13 protein-coding genes are annotated in these 18,684 nt (G+C 49.8%); 12 read left to right on the top strand and 1 reads right to left on the bottom strand.

Annotated features, from left to right (window positions below):
• Positions 1 to 300 precede the first annotated feature (300 nt).
• The 12 genes from BLS14_RS06990 (at position 301) to BLS14_RS06935 (ending at position 17,111) form a co-directional block, all read left to right on the top strand.
• Positions 301 to 1,665 carry an extracellular solute-binding protein gene (locus tag BLS14_RS06990; RefSeq protein WP_064637823.1) on the top strand — a complete coding sequence of 455 codons (1,365 nt, stop codon included), beginning with the start codon at positions 301 to 303 and terminating at the stop codon, positions 1,663 to 1,665.
• Between the two features lie 103 nt (positions 1,666 to 1,768).
• Positions 1,769 to 4,660 carry an extracellular solute-binding protein gene (locus BLS14_RS06985; protein WP_090950464.1) on the top strand — a complete coding sequence of 964 codons (2,892 nt, stop codon included), beginning with the start codon at positions 1,769 to 1,771 and terminating at the stop codon, positions 4,658 to 4,660.
• 19 nt (positions 4,661 to 4,679) lie between these two features.
• Positions 4,680 to 5,636: a carbohydrate ABC transporter permease gene (locus BLS14_RS06980; RefSeq protein ID WP_063567965.1), complete on the top strand. Its 957-nt coding sequence runs from the start codon at positions 4,680 to 4,682 to the stop codon at positions 5,634 to 5,636.
• A 1-nt stretch (position 5,637) separates the two neighbouring features.
• Positions 5,638 to 6,513, top strand: a complete 876-nt coding sequence (locus tag BLS14_RS06975) for a carbohydrate ABC transporter permease (RefSeq protein ID WP_090950461.1) — start codon at positions 5,638 to 5,640, stop codon at positions 6,511 to 6,513.
• A 27-nt stretch (positions 6,514 to 6,540) separates the two neighbouring features.
• A complete protein-coding gene (locus BLS14_RS06970; RefSeq protein WP_371121462.1) occupies positions 6,541 to 7,992 on the top strand; it encodes an SMP-30/gluconolactonase/LRE family protein in 1,452 nt (483 codons plus the stop codon).
• Positions 7,976 to 8,611: a Yip1 family protein gene (locus BLS14_RS06965; RefSeq protein ID WP_072733035.1), complete on the top strand. Its 636-nt coding sequence runs from the start codon at positions 7,976 to 7,978 to the stop codon at positions 8,609 to 8,611. The genes BLS14_RS06970 and BLS14_RS06965 overlap by 17 nt, the downstream gene beginning before the upstream one ends.
• Before the next feature lie 15 nt (positions 8,612 to 8,626).
• The gene (locus BLS14_RS06960; protein ID WP_090950452.1) at positions 8,627 to 11,197 is read left to right on the top strand and encodes a DUF5696 domain-containing protein; all 2,571 of its coding nucleotides are present in this window, start codon (positions 8,627 to 8,629) and stop codon (positions 11,195 to 11,197) included.
• A complete protein-coding gene (locus tag BLS14_RS06955; RefSeq protein WP_090950449.1) occupies positions 11,194 to 12,096 on the top strand; it encodes a carbohydrate ABC transporter permease in 903 nt (300 codons plus the stop codon). The genes BLS14_RS06960 and BLS14_RS06955 overlap by 4 nt, the downstream gene beginning before the upstream one ends.
• A gap of 20 nt (positions 12,097 to 12,116) precedes the next feature.
• Complete coding sequence (locus BLS14_RS06950; RefSeq protein ID WP_371121619.1) at positions 12,117 to 13,058, top strand: carbohydrate ABC transporter permease; 942 nt, start codon at positions 12,117 to 12,119, stop codon at positions 13,056 to 13,058.
• Between the two features lie 103 nt (positions 13,059 to 13,161).
• Positions 13,162 to 14,862, top strand: a complete 1,701-nt coding sequence (locus BLS14_RS06945; protein ID WP_231952494.1) for an RICIN domain-containing protein — start codon at positions 13,162 to 13,164, stop codon at positions 14,860 to 14,862.
• Positions 14,863 to 14,998: 136 nt separating this feature from the next.
• The gene (locus tag BLS14_RS06940; RefSeq protein WP_090806669.1) at positions 14,999 to 16,285 is read left to right on the top strand and encodes a GDSL-type esterase/lipase family protein; all 1,287 of its coding nucleotides are present in this window, start codon (positions 14,999 to 15,001) and stop codon (positions 16,283 to 16,285) included.
• A gap of 55 nt (positions 16,286 to 16,340) precedes the next feature.
• Positions 16,341 to 17,111: an alpha/beta hydrolase gene (locus BLS14_RS06935; RefSeq protein WP_063567979.1), complete on the top strand. Its 771-nt coding sequence runs from the start codon at positions 16,341 to 16,343 to the stop codon at positions 17,109 to 17,111.
• Between the two features lie 259 nt (positions 17,112 to 17,370).
• Here the strand turns inward: BLS14_RS06935 and BLS14_RS06930 are convergent, their stop codons facing one another.
• Positions 17,371 to 18,639, bottom strand: a complete 1,269-nt coding sequence (locus BLS14_RS06930) for a glucuronoarabinoxylan endo-1,4-beta-xylanase XynC (RefSeq protein WP_063567972.1) — start codon at positions 18,637 to 18,639, stop codon at positions 17,371 to 17,373.
• Positions 18,640 to 18,684: the final 45 nt, after the last annotated feature.

Below are 18,684 nucleotides of genomic sequence, written 5' to 3'. Positions count from 1 at the left end.
GCAAAACCTCACTTTCGCTTGATTTGAATCTCTCTGAACCACTCTAAAACCCTCGGTCCTTAGTATGACTCATGTCTTTATTTCATTATGGGAATAAAAGAAAGCGCATACAATGTGCATCTCTTTGCGGAGGGACCATTTGTTTACCAATTCAAGCCGAAAATGCTTCAACCTGGATTCAAATTGCCAAAACCTATAGTTTGACAGGGTAAGCCCCTTTACTTTAACGGGTTGTTTGCGCTTTCATTCAAGAGCTACACTTTGATAGAAAACTGTAAAACACATTCAGGGGGGACAACGATGAGAAAAAAAACGTACATGCTGATGAGCCTGGTCCTTGTAATCATGCTGTTGATTACCGCGTGCAGCACTGGCTCCAGCGCACAGACAGAGCCGGAAACGAAGGCGCCGCAGGCGGAGCAAACTACGAATGAAACAGAACCTAAGAATGAGACATCAACGCCGGAGATGGATTTTGACATGGGGGGAAGAAAAATCAAGGTGGTTGCCTGGTGGGACATGAAAATGACCGATAGCAACCCGGATAACATTCAGCGAATCGAGAACTTGGAAGCACTGAAGAAAAAGCACAACTTTGACATCGAATACATTTCGATTGATTTTGGCGAATACCAGGAGAAGGTCGTGGCTTCCCTGATGGCGGGAGAACCGCTGGGCGACATTGTCCGGCTGGGCAAAAGCTACGCTATTCCGGCACTGACCAAGCAAGACTTGTTATGGCCCGTGGATGAGTATACCAAGAACGAAAAGGTGTTCAACCAGAAAACGACCAACGAATACATGCAGTACGAAGGTAGGGGCTACGGATTTACCGAGGATCAATCTTCATTTATCAGTGGCATTTTTTATAATCGCACACTCATGCAGGAGCTAGGTATGAAGCCCTTGCAGGAATATGTGGACGAAGATCAGTGGAACTGGGATACGTTCATTGAAGTAGCCAAAAAGGCAAACAAGGACCGCAATAACGACGGCAAGCTCGATACCTGGGGATTGGCCCAAAGGGGACTGCTTGAACCGGTGCTGTATTCCAACGAAGCCTCACTGACCAATGGTGACAAGCAAAATTTGGATGATCCAAAAACAAAAGAAGCACTGAGCTTCGTTTCCAAAATGGCTACCGAGCAAGTCGGCAGAGCCTCGGAAGGCGGGGATTGGACTGAACCGGCCACGTTCTTCCGTCAGGGCAATACGCTAATGTATTCGGGCGCCATGTACGAGATCGAAGGCATCAAAACAGATATGCAGGACTATGATATCGGCTTCCTGCCTTTCCCGAAAGGGCCAAGTGCAAGCGCGTACCACTCTGGCGAGTCGCAATATCAGGCGCTGACGATTCCAAAAGCAGTCGAGCATCCGGAGCAATTGATGTATATCTGGGAAAAAATCAATGAGATCGATTCAATCTACGATTACCCCGGACAATCGACCCTGGAGACTCACTTGGCGGACGAAGCTGACATCGAAAATGCCAGAACGGTTGCTGACGGCATGCTGGTGCTTGACCACAATACGTTCCCGTCACTGCCTTTCTGGGATTTCAACGGTGAGCTGGTCGATGGTGTTTCCGTTTCAACCGTCATTGAAAAATACAAGACGCCGTTCCAGGCAGCCATCGATGAGGTATACAAGCAAAAGAAATGATGCTGTCCTCTCCGGAACGGATGCAAAGCCCTACGCACTGTCCCCGGAGAGTGACACACCATAACCATGCTCCACGCCATAAGGAAGGGGGACATATTGGAACATGCGGTCACGAAAGAAAAAAGGATTGATTCTGCTGCTCGCCATTGCGTTGATCTTCTCCATATGGAGCATTTACCCTGCGCGGGATCGTAGTCCGGGCATCGTTCAGGCGCGCGAGGATTTTGAAGCCGTGTCGGGTACAGACGATCCACGCAGCTATGAACATTATCTCTCAACGCATACAAACGCAGACAAGCCGGAGCAGACCGTAAGAATCGAAGGAGAATCTTTCATTCAGGCTGCGGACGATGAGTTCGAGGTTGTCAATGAATATGCCGGACTGGATGGGAAAGCGGTCATCACCCCGGAAGTTGGCACTATCAGCTGGGAGGTCCCTGTACAGGCGAGCGGTTTATACCAGATCCGCGTTCATTATTATCCCGTCGCGGGCAAAAGCTCCGGCATTGAGCGGAAGCTGACCCTGAACGGAGAGGTTCCGTTCAGGGGAGCCGATGTGCTGCTATTTGACAGGGTATGGGGGAACCGCGAAGACAGCGTGCGAAGGGATGATCGTGGCAATGATCTCAGACCACGGCAGGTGGAGAAGCCCGTTTGGCAGCTTGCTGCATTCAAGGACAGCGCCGGTTACTTCGAGGAGCCGTACCAGTTTTATTTTGAAAAGGGAAACCAGAAGCTTTCGCTTACCTCGCTGCGCGAAAGCATGGCGATCGATTATATCGAGCTGTACAAGGAAGAGGACATTCCATCTTACGCAGAGCTGCAGGCCACTTATGAATCGGCAGGATTCAAGCCAGCGGAAGCTGTCATGCTCAAGGTACAGGGAGAACAGGCGGTGAGTAAATCGTCACCAACCCTTGCCCCCATTTCGGATCGGTCGAGTCCTTCACTTGAGCCCTATGATGTATCCAAAATTCGGATCAACGCCATTGGAGGCATCAACTGGAAGCTTCCCGGCGAATGGATCGAATGGGATGTAGACGTGCCGGAGGATGGCCTGTACCAGATTGCACTCAAGGTGAAACAGGATCAGCTTCGCGGCGTCTATGCCACCCGAAGTCTGATGATTGACGGGAAGGTTCCATTCAAGGAAATGGAACGCATTCGCTTTAACTATAGCCCCGAATGGCAGACACGGGTTCTTGGTGAAAGCGAGCCTTACCTGTTCCAGCTCTCAAAAGGAACACATCGCTTGCGAATGACGGTTACGCTGGGCGATATCGCTCCGCTGCTGCGCACGGTGGAATCCAGCGTGCTGGATCTGAATGAGATGTACCGCAAAATTTTGATGATTACCTCTAACAATCCTGATCCTTTGAGGGATTACCAGCTTGAACAGCGCATTCCCGAGATGACCGAGGTATTCCAGCGGCAGGCCGACATTCTCCGTTCCGTTGCCGACTATTTGGAGAAGGCGACAGGTGAGCAGAGCGACAAGGTAGCCGTATTGCATGCGATGGTCGTGCAGCTGGAGGATATGGCGGCAAGACCGGAAACGGTGCCCAAACGTCTGGATACCTTCAAAATCAACGTGGGCGGGTTGGGAACATGGATTCTATCGGTTCGTGAACAGCCTATAGCACTGGATTACCTCCTGGTATCCTCACCGGATCAGAAGCTGCCCGAGGCTGAGGCAACTGTGCTGCAACAGATGAAGCATGAAGTGGGTGCCTACGTCGCTTCCTACACGGAGGATTATGACAGCATCGGCAACATGGAGCAGAAAAAGGATTCCATCACCGTATGGATTACAACCGGACGTGATCAGGCACAGGTGCTGAAAGCTCTGATTGATGAATCCTTTACACCGGAAACCGATATTTCGGTGCAGCTGCGCCTTGTTCCTCCCAACATCCTGCTGCCTGCAACGCTGGCCGGGGAAGGCCCGGATGTGGCGATGCAGATGGGCGAGGATATTCCGGTCAATTACGCGATGCGTAATGCGGCAGCCGACCTGAGCGGATTCCCGGACTTTGAGCAGGTTGCAAGTCGATTTCGCGAGAGCGGATTGACGCCTTACCGCTATAACAACGGGGTATATGCTCTTCCAGAGCAGCAGCATTTTCCGATGCTGTTCTATCGCAAGGATGTCCTCAACGAGCTTGGCTTGGAGCCGCCAAAAACGTGGCAGGACGTCTATAATGCCATCTCGGTGCTGCAAAAGCACAATATGGAGTTCTATTTGCCAATCGAGGATACAACAAACAATGCCAACATGATACCCAACGCCACCTTCGCCATGCTGCTATACCAGAACGATGGCGACTTCTATAAGGAAGATCAAAAGGAGAGCGCGCTGAATTCAGAAATTTCCATGGATGCGTTCAAGAGGTGGACCCAATTTTATACAAATTACAAATTCCCGCTTAAAGCTGATTTTCCAAACCGCTTCCGTACTGGGGAGATGCCGCTTGGTATCGCGGATTACACAACCTATAACATGTTGACCGTTATGGCGCCCGAGATCCGCAATCTGTGGGACTTCACCATCGTTCCGGGCACGCAGCTGGAGGATGGTTCCGTAAGGCATGAGGTGGCAAGCACGACGAGTGCAGTCATGATGCTGGAAAACGCAAAGAACAAGGAGGCTGCATGGTCGTTCATGAAATGGTGGACCGACAAGCAGACCCAGATTGAATATGGCAGGGAAATGGAGGGACTGATGGGAGCAGCGGCGCGTTATCCGACCGCCAACATCGAGGCATTAGAGCAGTTGCCCTGGCCGGTTAAGGATTATCAAAACCTGGAGCAGCAGTGGGAGTGGGTAGAGGGCATTCCCCAGGTTCCCGGTGGCTATTTCACGGGCCGACATCTCGACAACGCGTTCCGTAAGGTGGTCAATGCAAACGAGAATCCGCGTGAAGCCTTGTCCGATTATGTTCTGTACATCGACGATGAGATCGAGCTCAAGCGCAAGGAATTTAATCTGAAGTAGAAGGAAGGGAGGGTAACGGTTGCAGGCAGAAATCACCAAGACACCCGCTGCGCCTGCCATCAACGCCAGGCAAGCGAGCAGGTGGTCCCTTTTGAAAAGGGATTTGTACCTAAGCAGACACTATTACGTACTGATGGCACCGTTTATGCTGATCTTTTTCTTGTTTACGGTCATTCCGGTCGGCCTCTCGCTGGGCCTCAGTTTTTTTCACTTCAATATGCTGGAGCTGCCCCGATTTGTCGGCTGGCAAAATTACTCGCGGCTGTTCCTGAACGACGATGTTTTTTTGATCGCTCTTAAAAATACGCTGCTATTTGCCGTTATTACGGGTCCTGTCAGCTATATTGCCTGCTTTTTGTTTGCGTGGATTATCAACGAGCTGTCGCCCAAAATTCGGGCCATCATGACGCTTGTGTTCTATGCACCTTCCATTTCAGGCAACGTTTTTTTCATCTGGCTGATCATTTTTTCGGGAGACAGCTATGGATATATGAACGGCTTTCTGATGCGCCTCGGCGTTATTCTGGAGCCGATCCTTTGGCTTGCAAACGAGAAGTACGTGCTGGCGATCGTCATCCTCGTACAGCTGTGGCTTAGCCTTGGCACGAGCTTTCTCGCCTTTATTGCGGGCCTCCAGACCATCGACCAATCGTTGGTTGAAGCGGGCACTGTGGATGGCATCAAAAACCGCTGGCAGGAGCTATGGTACATTACACTGCCTTCCATGAGACCGCAGCTTATGTTCGGCGCAGTGATGCAAATTACAGCCTCGTTCGCCGTCGCCGAAATCTCCATCGCGCTGGCTGGCTTTCCAAGCGTCAACTATGCGGCACATACCGTCGTAACACATCTGATGGACTACGGCACCATCCGTTTCGAGATGGGCTATGCGTCCGCCATTGCGACTGTTTTGTTCGCCATGATGCTCGGAACGAACATACTGACACAAAAAATGCTGAGAAAGATAGGTGAATGACATGACCAGCAAGGTACGCGCCGTCTTCGGCATGTCCAGAAAACTGAATCGGTCATTTACCGTCAGCCTGATGTTGTTTGCACTGCTGGCTCTGTTTGGTTCATTCATGGTATTGCCGCTGATCTACACGGTTAACAATGCCTTCAAACCGCTGGATGAGCTGTTTATTTTTCCACCGCGCTTTTGGGTGAACAATCCGACGACAGAAAATTTTGCAGACCTGATCAATCTGATGGGGAACTCCTGGGTTCCCTTATCCAGATACATTGCGAACACGCTGATTATTACGCTGCTCGGAACGGCAGGCCATATCCTGCTGGCTTCCGCAGCAGCGTACCCGCTGGCCAAATACCGGTTTCCCGGTTCAAAGGTGCTGTTTACCATCGTCATTCTGTCCCTGATGTTTTCACCACACGTCACGGCGATTCCGAACTACATGGTGATGTCCTGGCTAGGATGGATCAACACACATGCATCCATTATTGTGCCTTCGCTTGCCTTTTCCCTGGGACTCTTCCTGATGAAGCAGTTCATGGAGCAAATACCGGATACACTGTTGGAGGCCGCAAAAATCGACGGGGCTAACGAATACCGGATATTCTGGAGTATCGTGATGCCCAATGTGAAGCCAGCCTGGCTCACGCTTATGATTTTACAGTTTCCGGCGTTGTGGGGGACCGATGGCGGAAGCTTCATTTACAGTGAAAATCTGAAAACACTGCACTATGCGCTCAGTCAAATTATCCAGGGAGGAATTGCTCGTGCAGGCGTCGGCGCTGCGGTAGCGCTTCTGCTCATGATCGTGCCGATCGTCCTGTTCATCATCTCCCAGAGCAGTGTCATGCAGACGATGGCAACTTCCGGTATGAAAGAGTAGAAGGGGGGCAGCAACATATTGAAAAACATGTGGAAAAAATGCGGATGGCTCACGATGGGCCTTGCCTGCCTCCTGTGCTTGGGAAATGCGGCGGCAACGGCTTTTGCCGATGGTCAGACGGATGCGTACAACTACTCCTACTGGGGAGAAGCGGTTCGCTCTCCTGCCGCGTATGAGGCGACCCGAATAGTGACGGGCACCGAGCTGAAGATTGGCACATTCAAAGAACCAAACGACATGCATGTCACAGCCGATGAGCGGGTTTACGTGCTGGATTCGGGCAACAGCCGAATCGTCGAGCTGGATCGGGAATTGAAGCTGAGACGAGTTATCGATTCATTTGATCATGACGGACAGAAGGATTATTTCAAAAATCCGCAGGGATTGTATGTATCAGACAATGGGCAGCTGCTCGTTGCGGATTCGGATCATCAGCGGGTGGTTCATCTGGATGAGCAGGGGCAGTTGATCAAAATTGTGGAGCAGCCGCAATCCGACCTGCTGAAAGCGGACTTTCAATTCAAGCCGCTCCGGGTTGTTATGGATAAAGGCGAACGGATTTACGTCATGGCTGAAGGTGTTTTTGACGGCTTCATGGAGTTTAATTCCGACGGTTCCTTTGCCTCGTTTATCGGAGCCAACAGGGTATCGGTCGACCCGGTGGAGTATCTTTGGAAACGATTCGCAACCCGTCAACAGCGCAGCCAGATGGTCATGTTCACACCAACCGAGTTCACCAATATGGACATTGACGAAGAAGGATTCATCTATGCAACGAGCGGGGACCAGAAGGGATTACCGATTAAGAAACTGAATGCGCAGGGCGCGGACATCCTGAGAAGGGAAGGCTACTATCCGCCGCAGGGGGATTTGTTGTACACCAATGAGAAAGGGCCTTCCCGGCTGGTTGATGTGGACGTGGGGGACAGCGATATGTATTCCGTGCTTGATGCCAAGATGGGGCGAGTGTTTACCTATAACGGAGATGGATATTTGCTCCACATGTTCGGAGGCATCGGCAACCGGTTGGGACAATTCAACACTCCTGTTTCGCTGGAGCGTGCAGGAGACCGCATGCTTGTGCTGGACAAAGCACTGGGCGAGATCACTGTATTTCAAACGACAGAATATGGACGCACACTGCATGAAGCGGTGCGAAGCTATTTCAACGGAGACGAGGAAGGATCTGCGGCAAGCTTTGCGAAAGCGGCAGATATGAATGCCAATCTTGAATACGCCTACGCAGGAATCGGAAAAGCGCTGCTGCGTCAGAAGGATTATGCAGAATCTGCGCAATATTTTAAGCGAAGCATGGAGCGGGAAGGGTATTCCAAAGCGTTTCTCCTGTTTCGCAAAGAGCTGCTCCGCGAGCATTTCTCATGGATCATGTCGGGATTATTTCTGATTGTTGCCGTGCTGGTAACCGTGACCATCGTTCGCAGACAGAGAAGGGGGACAACGAATGCAGGTATCAAGTAGACAGCTGATCCAATATCCGCTGCATCTCATATTTCATCCGTTTGACGGGTATTGGGAGCTGAAATACGAGCGAAATCAGAGAACAACGCTGATGATCGCATTGGTCATTTTGGGTTTGTTGACAATAACAACGATCCTTCAGGCCCAATACAGCGGCTTCCTGGTTAATTTCAATAACCCGAAACGATTGAACAGCCTGCTGGAAATGGTCTATGTCATTGTTCCGGTGCTGTTCTGGTGTACAGCGAACTGGTCGCTCACCACGCTTATGGACGGAGAGGGCAAATTCTCGGAAATTTTCATGTCCACGTGTTTTGCACTGGTTCCGCTGATTTTGATTCAGTTTCCTTGGATTTGGCTCAGCCTGATCATTTCCGGGCAGGAAACCGCCTTTTATTATTTCTTTAACATGGCTGCCACGGCCTGGACGGTATACCTGTTATTTGTCGGCAATATGACGGTGCATCAATACTCACCCGCCAAAACGGTGCTGACCATGCTTCTGACGTTGGTTGCCATGGCCTTCATGGCATTTCTCTGCCTGCTGTTCTTCAGTCTGGTGCAGCAGATTGTGTCCTTTGCAGCCACCATCTATCAGGAACTTGTACTCCGGGGCTAAGGAAGGAGAATGGAGATGAATTTGTACGTGGCTAAAAAAATGATCGCGATCCTGCTCGTATTCGGCCTTCTTCTTGGCGGGTGTCAGCCCGCTTCCATGCCTGAACCCAGGATGTCTGCGAGCTCGGGTGAACAAGCGGAAGTGCCTGCGCTGCCGCCCGGAGAGAAGCTGGCCTCATCCTTCAACGATACACGTCTTCCGGGCATGATCGGGCTTGCCCAGAATGAAACGCTGCAGCTGTTCATCCAGGAAGAGACAGCCGAGATTGCGGTGATTCACAAGCAGAGCGGGCAGATCTGGCGCAGCAATCCGGAAGAGCGCAAATTGGATACGCTTGCGGCGGGAATCAACAAGGACCTGCTGTCTTCGCAGGCCAAGCTCAGCTTTTATAACAGTCAGGGACAGAGCAGCTCGGTTAACTCCTATACGGATAGTGTAGCCCACCAGCAGATAAGCTACGAAGTATTGCCAAATGGCGTTCGGGTGAACTACCAGTTTGGCAGTAATGAGAGCTCCATAGAGGATTTGCCTGTGAAAATCAGCAAGGAGCGCTTCGAGCAGAAGCTGCTTGCCGCGCTCGATAAGGCCGGGCAGCGTGCCTTGAAGGTCGGCTATGCCGAGGAAAAGGACGAAGGCGTCTACGTCCGAATCGACAAGGCGATGCAGGGACTTCAGCTAACGCGTGCCCTCAAGGCTTTTGAGACAGCCGGTTACACACCAGAGGACCTTGAACTGGACAATGTCGAGCATGGCATCGAGCAGGAAAAAAGCGGACCACGCATGTTTATGTTATCCATCGAATACGAGCTGGATGACGAAACACTGGTCGTACGCGTGCCGGCATCCGGCATTCATTTTCCCGAGCAATATCCGATCAATAGCATATCGGTGCTGGATTATTTCGGTGCTGGTGCAGCGGACGAAGAAGGTTCCCTGTTTGTACCCGACGGTTCGGGAGCACTCATTCATTTCAACAATGGCAAGGTTCAATATCCCGCCTATCAGCAGGACGTGTATGGACCGGACCTGACGATGAAGCTTCGTGAAGTGGACTCGACTGAGGAAAAGGCCAGGCTGCCGGTTTTCGGACTGATTCACTCGGGCGGTGCGTTCCTGGGCATCATCGAGGAAGGTGCGGCTACAGCCGTTGTTAATGCGGATATCAGCGGAAAGCTGAATAGCTACAACAATGTGTATCCAAGCTTTTACGTTGTGAACAAAAGTGATGTGACGCTTCAGGCGAGCGACATGGTACGGACACTGCCCAAGTTCCAGAAGAAGCCGACGGCATCCGATTTTGTCGTTCGTTACGCCTTTGCCGGAGCAGAGGATGCGTCCTATTCCGGTCTTGCCTCTCTGTACCGGGATTATTTAACCCGGACGGACGGCCTTCCGGCGAAGCAAACGGCTGAGGGAGAAAAGGGCATTCCGTTTTACCTGAAGCTTGTCGGCAGTATGACCACCCAAAAACACCTGCTGGGTATACCTTACGAATCGAATGAGGCGTTGACCACGTTTGAAGAGGCGCAGCACATCTTGTCCGAGCTCAAAGAAAAACACGTATCCAACATTCAGGTGCGCTACGCGGGCTGGTTCAACGGAGGACTCCTTCATCGGCTGCCGGATTCCATCAAGGTGGATGGGGCGGTGGGAGGACGTAAAGGCATGCAGGCATTTAGCGACTATACCCGTGAGGCCGGGATCGGCTTTTATCCTGATGTAGCGGTCCTAAACGTGCATGCGAAGAGCGGCTTCAAGCCTTCCTCGGAAGCTTCCCGAACACTCACGCAGGAGCCAGCGGTTCTATATCCGATGGACCCGGCAACACAGCGGCGTGACCGGGATCGACAACCGGCATATATCCTTTCTCCAAACCTGCTGGGTGATGTGACCGAAGACATGCTAAAAGCACTCCAGCCATATGAGACAGGCGGCTTGTCTATGCGTGATCTGGCCGAGCAGCTGAATAGCGATATGAATCCGAAAAAACTGCTGGACCGAACCGGAACGCAAGTTGCTGTCACGGAGGCATTGAAGCAAATTACACAGCAGGGGATGCCCCTTGTGGCGGAGGGTGGGAATGCTTATGCGCTGCCATATGTGACGGGGTTGACGGATGCGCCGATGTCCAGCAGCCACTTCAAGCTGGAGGATGAAGAGATTCCGTTCTTCCAACTGGTTGTTCACGGTGGCATCAGCTACACCGGAGCAGCCTACAATCTGTCAACGTATACCGATGCGAGACAATATGTGTTGAAGCTTGTTGAGTATGGAGCAAGCCCCTACTTCACATGGTTCAACGCGCCGAACCATGTCGTGAAGGAAACGGATTACGACGATCTGTACGCCGCCCATTACGAGCAGTGGATGGACCTGGCAGCCGAGATGTATGAAGAGGTCAATCAGGCCAATCGTCCATTCGCCGGGCTTCACATGATCGCACACGAGAAGCTGGCTGAAGGGGTATTTCAAACGACATACGAAAACGGAGGCTTCGCTCTGGTGAATTATAACGACTCCCCCGTGCAGGCAGCAGGCCGAACCGTAGAAGCCAAAAGTTACGTGACAGGTGGTGAGCAGCTCTGAAAGCGCTACTGAAAGGAAAGTGGGGACGTCGAACCTATGCTCAGCAGAAGGCGGCCTGGGGAGTAATTTATGTGCTTCCCTGGCTTATCGGCTTTGTCCTGTTCTTCTTTGTTCCGCTGCTGGCTTCCCTGCGCTACAGCCTTAGTTCAATTCAGGCGAACGCGCAGGGCATATCCATCCAGTTCACAGGTCTCGCCAACTATATTCAGGCGCTGACGGTCAATACCAGCTTCAACCGAGCGCTGATCGGATCCATAACGGATGTATTCGTCAATGTGCCGCTCATCGTTATATTCAGCCTGTTCCTTGCCGTCATTCTCAATCAGAAGTTTCCGGGGCGGGCCATAGCGCGGTCAATCTTTTTTCTGCCGGTGATTTTGGCATCAGGTGTCATCATGGCGCTGGAAAGCACCAGTCTGATCGAGGCCGTTAACCAGAGCAGTACGGGTGGCAGTGCCCTGGGCACATTTGAGATTGAAAACCTGATGCTGGACGCGGGGCTGAGCGAGTGGGTTGTCATGTATCTGAGCGGCGCCGTAGATCGCATTTATCAGATCGTCAGTCAATCAGGCGTGCAGATTCTGATCTTTTTGGCAGGCATCCAAACCATATCGCCCCAGCTGTACGAGGCATCCAAAATGGAAGGGGCTACGGGGTATGAAGCCTTTTGGAAAATTACGTTCCCCATGGTCAGCCCGCTTATTTTCGTTAACGTGATCTATACCATTGTCGATTCCTTTGCCAACAATGCCATGACTACGCTCATTCGTGATACGGGCTTTGTCAAATTTGATTTTGGACTAAGCTCAGCCATGGCGTGGGTCTACTTCGTGGCGATTGCCGTCATTCTGGTCATCGTATCACTTATTTTCTCCAAACGTGTCTTCTATCAAGATTAGAAAGGGGGTTGTTCAGATTGATGATATCAAGGCTGTTTTCACTTGAGCAGTGGAAAAGCTGGCTGTGGTCCGTTGTGCGGTTCACGCTGATTACCGGGCTCTCCTTCGTGATCCTGTTTCCGATATTTAAGAAAATATCGACGTCCATCAAGGATAAGAGCGACCTGTATTCGGCCGTCGTGGTCTGGATTCCGCAAAATTTCTCCATCGACAATTTCAAGCAGGCCATTCGTGTCATGGATTATTGGGCCACCTTGCTCAATACGTTTGCACTGTCTGCAACAACGACCATTTTGACGACGCTCTCCTGCGCACTCGCTGGATACGGGTTTGCCCGCTTGAAATTCAAAGGGAGCAATCTGTTGTTTGCGGGAGTCATCCTGACCATTCTAGTTCCGCCAACGACCATCCTGATTCCGGTGTACCTGAATTTGAAGAGCTTTGATCTGATGGGACTGATGACGCTGATCGCTGGCAAACCCGCAAATCTGCTGAATACGTACTGGCCGTTTATTCTGACTGCCATAACGGCCAATTCGCTCAAGGCAGGGCTGTATATTTTCATCTTCCGCCAGTTTTTCAGAGGCATTCCCAAGGAAGTGGAGGAAGCGGCTTACGTTGATGGTGCTGGCATCAGCCGCACTTTTGCACGCATCATGCTGCCCAATGCGATACCGTCGATTGTTACGGTGCTGTTATTTTCCTTCGTTTGGCAATGGAATGACAGCTTCTATACGACAACCTATCTGACGTCCAGCAAAGTGATGTCCACCCAGCTGTCCTCGCTACCGTATAATCTGGCCCAGCAGGTAAGCGATGGTGCATCCAAAGCCGATCCTTTTTATCTAAGCATGATACAGGATACCGGGATTTTACTGGCCATCTTGCCTTTGATCATCATCTACCTGTTTGTACAGCGTTATTTCGTGGAGAGTGTTGAACGCACGGGCATCGTTGGATGATGCTTCTCCATCAGAAGGGCTACGAAGGCGAGCCCAATATAGTTCAGTGAAGGAGGTGATGCCGTCTGTTTTCACGTTTGACCATTCAAGCTCAGGAGGGATTATGTTGAAGAAGATGTTGAATTACTGTAAATTTATGCTCATTCTGGCTTTGCTGCTGTCCATCACGCCACTCGGATCGGGTCGCGCGGACGCGTGGGTTGGCATGCCTATGGGCAAGCTTCACGTCAGTGGGAAAAATCTAGTGAACAGCAGTAACCAACCCGTCGTAATGAGTGGCTGGCATCAGCCCTCAGGAGCCTACTGGACCTACCAGAACAGCAACTATTATCTCACTCGAAACGGCAACAACCGCCATGCCGCTACATTGGCTTATCTGAAAGACATTACCGATACATTTACAAGTACAAGTCCTAAATACGGAAGCAGCCACGGCTGGAATATGAATCAGATTCGTCTGTTCATTGACCGCGAGGACATGGGAGACGTAGCAGCAGGCACTTATAATTTTGCTGGTGTACAAACTGTAACGCAGAACGTCATTATCCCTTATATCCAATATGCAAAAACGAAAGGTGTCTATGTTACACTCGGACTTGACTTCACATTGAAGGATGATCAAGCTACGACCGCAGCCAATCTGCAAAAGTTCAATCAAATCTGGGGTTATCTCGCTTCTCGCCCGGAAATTAAAAGCGCAGACAACGTACACTTTGAGCTGATCAATGAGCCAGTTAAATCGTACGCTAACGGACATTGGGGCGGCTACAACGGCGAGAACGACTTTGTGGATCACTGGAATGATCTGCGCAATTTTCAGAACTCCATCATCTCGACCATCCGCAGCCAAGGCGCGGATAATGTTATCTGGGCCGCTGGTTTGGGGTACAACCAATTCTATAGTCTGACAGCAAGCCATCCTTTAACAGATCCACTGAACAATTACGGCTATGCCGTTCACTGGTATCCGGGGTACGGAGCGCATGACAACATGTCCATTCTGCAAGATCAGTGGAATACGAATGTGAAGGCTGCGGCTGATAAATATCCGATTAACATCACCGAAGTCACGTGGTTCAAAACAAAAGCAGGCGATTCCGAATACTGGAATCTGTTCAATGGCAGCAATGAAGGCTTCGGCAACAATACGAAGACTATTTTCAACGCGGCAGGCAATGTCAGCATTGCAGCACATATGAACGGCTTCATTTTGGATGCTGGGGAACGAAGCTCCTTTGCCGATCCGACGGCAGGCCTAAAATGGGACGGTGATGCTTCACGGAGCGCGATGGGACGTTTCCTGTTCGAATGGTTCTATGAACGGGCACAGTCTTACCCGAACAGTGGCACTCCATCAACCGGATTGACGCCGGGGGCAACCTACAAGATCGTGGCTAGACATTCGAGTAAGGTTATTGATGTACCGGGTGGGGTAAATGAGAGCAATTTGCAGCTTCAGCAATGGTCTGATCTGGGCGGCAACCCTCAAAAGTGGGTCCTGACCCAGATTGCTAGTGGAATTTACAGTTTGACGAGTGTAAATTCGCCCGATAAGGTCATCGACATTCGTAATGGCACCAGTAACAACGGAGAGGCAGTACAGCTCATGAGCAATTTGAATACCACCGCGCAGCATTTTAAAATCAACGATCTGGGCAATGGCTATTGGAGTATTATAAACGTCAACAGCAATAAGGCCATAGAGGTCGCAGGCTCCTCAACTGCAGACGGTGCCAAATTACAGCAAAACGGTTTTACAAACGCAACCAATCAGCAATGGAAATTTGTCGCAGTTAACAATTAAGATGTATCTCCAAAAGCCCGGCTTAGCAAATTTAAGCAAGGCTTTTGGAGTATACCTGAAGTTTATTAGCGTGCTTCATAATATGCTTCAGTAACCCAATTAAACCCTTTGTTGATGGAAAGGATGATGGATGTCCATGCTCAACAATTCAGCGGATTCGGCAAATGAAAAGGAAGGTCCGACGGCACCGTGTGACCCTGTTGGGGTTGCTGAAGCTGGGAATGAGCCGCCGGTTGATCCCGAGTCACAGGCTTATCGTGATATGATTGGTAAATCTCTATTGAACAAAGGAAACAACACTAGATTGAAGGCTGCTATTGAAAAAGCAAAACGCGGCGAGCCGGTCACCATCGCTTACATTGGCGGCTCGATTACCCACGGCGCAGGCGCCGTTCCTCTTCATCTGAATTGTTACGCCTATCGCTCGCATGAAATTTTCAAGCATATGTTCGCTCCATCGGATGACAGTCCGATTCGTCTGATCAAGGCAGGCGTAGGCGGCACTCCCTCACAGCTGGGCATTGTCCGCTATGATCGGGATGTGCTGCGGGACGGGACAGTCCAGCCTGATATTGTCATTGTGGAGTTTGCCGTCAATGATGCAGACGATGAGACCAAAGGCATTTGTTACGAGAGCCTGGTGCTCAAGGCACTTGGCGCTAACAACAAACCAGCCGTCATTCTGCTGTTCAGTGTGTTTGAGAATGACTGGAATCTTCAGGATCGCCTGACTCCTGTTGGCTGGCATTATGATCTGCCTATGGTGAGTGTAAAAGATGCTGTGGTGGAGCAATTCCAGTGGACGAAGGAACAGGGCAATGTCATTACCAAAAAGCAATTTTTCCATGACATCTACCATCCGACCAATGCCGGACATCATATTATGGCCGACTGTCTGGGCTGGTTGTTCGACGTAACGGATCGATCCGCCCCGGATGAGGAAGATAACGCGAATGAAAAGCCACCGCTGCTCGGAAATGCCTTTGTTGACACGAAGCTGCTTGATCGTCTGAATGGCGACAGGATCGCCCGGATTGAGGCGGGTGGGTTTCGGGAGACGGATACCGATCTGCAACTGACAGAGATGGATGATCATGCACACAGTACACCGCTATTTCCTAATAACTGGATGCATACGGGGCAGAACGTAGCGGGTAAAGACAGCTTTAAGCTGATCCTCCGGAGCAAGCGCCTTATTCTGGTGTTCAAGGATTCCGGAAGGGCGGATTTTGGAACCGCGAATATTAGAGTGGACGGAACACTGATGAAGACAGCCGATCCGCATCAAGTGAACTGGACACACTGCCATGCCGTAATCCTGTACGATGAAAAGCATTCCAGAGAGCACACGGTGGAGATTGAGATGGCTGAAGGCCACGAGGGCAAACGATTTACGATTCTGGGATTTGGTTATGTTGATTAGTCACAACATCCTGTTTAGCAGCAACAAAAGAAGCATGTTGGAAGGGGAGAATATGATGATAACTACAGCACCAGAAGGGTATGACCAGTACAGGGAAAACATACTACACGGCAACATGGAAATGGTGGAATATTTCTCGGCAACCGTTGGGAACTCGCGCAAAACAATGGTGTATACTCCACCCGGATATTCCATTGAGTATACGTATAACGTCCTCTACCTTTTGCATGGGATCGGTGGAGACGAAGCCGAGTGGCATAATCATGCCAATCCACAAGTGATTCTCGATAATCTGTACGACGATAAAAAGCTTGAGCCGATGATTGTCGTATTTCCTAATGGTCGCGCAATGCCAAACGACAGGGCTGAGGGAGATCTGTTTGATCCTGAGAAAATAAAAGCATTCGAGACGTTTGAATCCGATTTACTTCACGATTTAATTCCTTTTATTGAATCGAATTACCATGTACGGACGAAAAGGGAGAACCGGGCAATTGCAGGTTTGTCCATGGGCGGAGGCCAGTCTTTAAATATCGGATTGAACAATCTGAACCATTTTGCCTGGATCGGTGCGTTCTCCGCAGCTCCAAACACCAAAGCCCCGGAGCTGCTCCTCCCGAATCCATCAGAAGCGTCATCGCTTCTCCGTTTGCTCTGGTTGTCCTGCGGTGACCAAGATAACCTCAAGCAAATCAGCGAACAGTTGCACGGTTATTTGACACAACACGAAGTACCTCATATTTGGTATGAGGAAAGCGGTGGACATGATTGGCCTGTATGGAAGAACGATCTGTATCAATATTCCAAATTAATTTTTCAATATTAAAAGGAGTGGAAGGAAAAGCCTATAACGAGTTCATGTTCAAGAAATAGACAAGAACAAAAAGACAAGAGCACTCCTATTGTGTTTTAGACAGGGGAGCGCTTTTGTCTTTTATTCTGGTTTTGACCATTCATATGAAGACAACTCCCAATGAATATCATTGGAAGTTGTCTCAAGGGTTTTGCGTTTATTTGCGGTACGATTTTAATATGAGGACATCAACATTTATGCAAGGAAAAGTGTGAGGCGATCGGACATGTTACTATTTTAATGGAGCTGTGAATGTGGTAACACTCTGGGCAGGAAGTTGAGCAGTAAAGGAATTGCCAGTGACGTTTATCGAAGAGCCGGTTGCCAGATTTCTAGTGCTGTCCGTAATCCAGGAAGATACGGTTGAGGCATTCCCGTTCTGCAATACAAATTTTTGGTTTACGGCGGAAGTACCTCGGTTGATTGCTACGATAACCACCTTGTTGTCTCCTTTGTAAGCAGAGATAAACGTCTGGGTATCCGGATTTTTCGTCGCTTCAACTCTTACAAAGCCTGGTCGAACAAACTTGGAAAAATGGGCCATGTTATATCCCCGTTTGCTTATGGTGCCATCCTCTTTCATGGGACCGTACTGTCTACGAATATACCACCATACATAAGCCTGGAAATCTGCCTCTACCATCGCATTATGGATGTGATAGGAGACATCCAGCGCCTCTGGCCAATTATCTGCTGAGTTCGCGTTACTATTAGGGTAATATACCTCCGACATCCAAAGTTCCTTTCCAGCACCTTTTTGTTTAAAAAGTGGGTAAGGGAAATTGTTAAACTGTGTACCATACGTATGTGCACCCAAAATGTCCATGTTTGCTAAAGCTTGAGGATCATTCAGTATGGGATCTGACATTTCTTTTAGGTAGGAGAAGGATTCTGGCGCCATTACTTTCGCTCCTGTAATGGAGCCTGCATAATCTTTCATGAATCGAAGCATCTCCTGAGGCGTCCACCACGTCCAATCATGCGCATAATCCGGTTCATTTTGTACGGAGATTGCATAGAGATTAACACCGTTGGATTTCATGTAAGAAACAAAGTCATTAAGATGCTGTGAATACGCAGCATATTTATCGTATTTAAGTCGTTTGGCCGTGGTGTCCCCATTACGATTGAATGTCTCCACCATATCACTTGGAGGATTCCATGGTGACGCAAAGACGATTGCCCCTTGTTCAATCGCTCGTTTTGCGGTAGGCAATTCTTTATACCAATTGTTTTTATTATCATCAATATAGACACGCAAAATTGAAAAACCCAGCTGATTTTGTCCATTACCAAATGCTGTATCTCTTTGCGATGGTGTCAAATCTCCTATCCAGGCCGGATGATTAATTCCCCCAAATCCCTTGATAAGCTGCTTTTGAGAAGACAAGTTTACAGTAACATCGCTGGCAGCCGAAGCCTGAATTGGAGTTAATATCAGCGGGAGGGCAGTCAGGAGGGCCAAAAGAACACTAATTGACTTCTTCAATTTGAATAACAAAACGTACACTCTCCTCTAAAACGAAATTTTATCAACCTGAATAAG

Origin of the sequence: Paenibacillus sp. OK060 (genome assembly GCF_900101205.1) — a bacterium.
Taxonomy (GTDB): Bacteria; Bacillota; Bacilli; order Paenibacillales; family Paenibacillaceae; genus Paenibacillus; species Paenibacillus marchantiae.
This window is presented reverse-complemented; position numbering and strand designations above follow the sequence as displayed.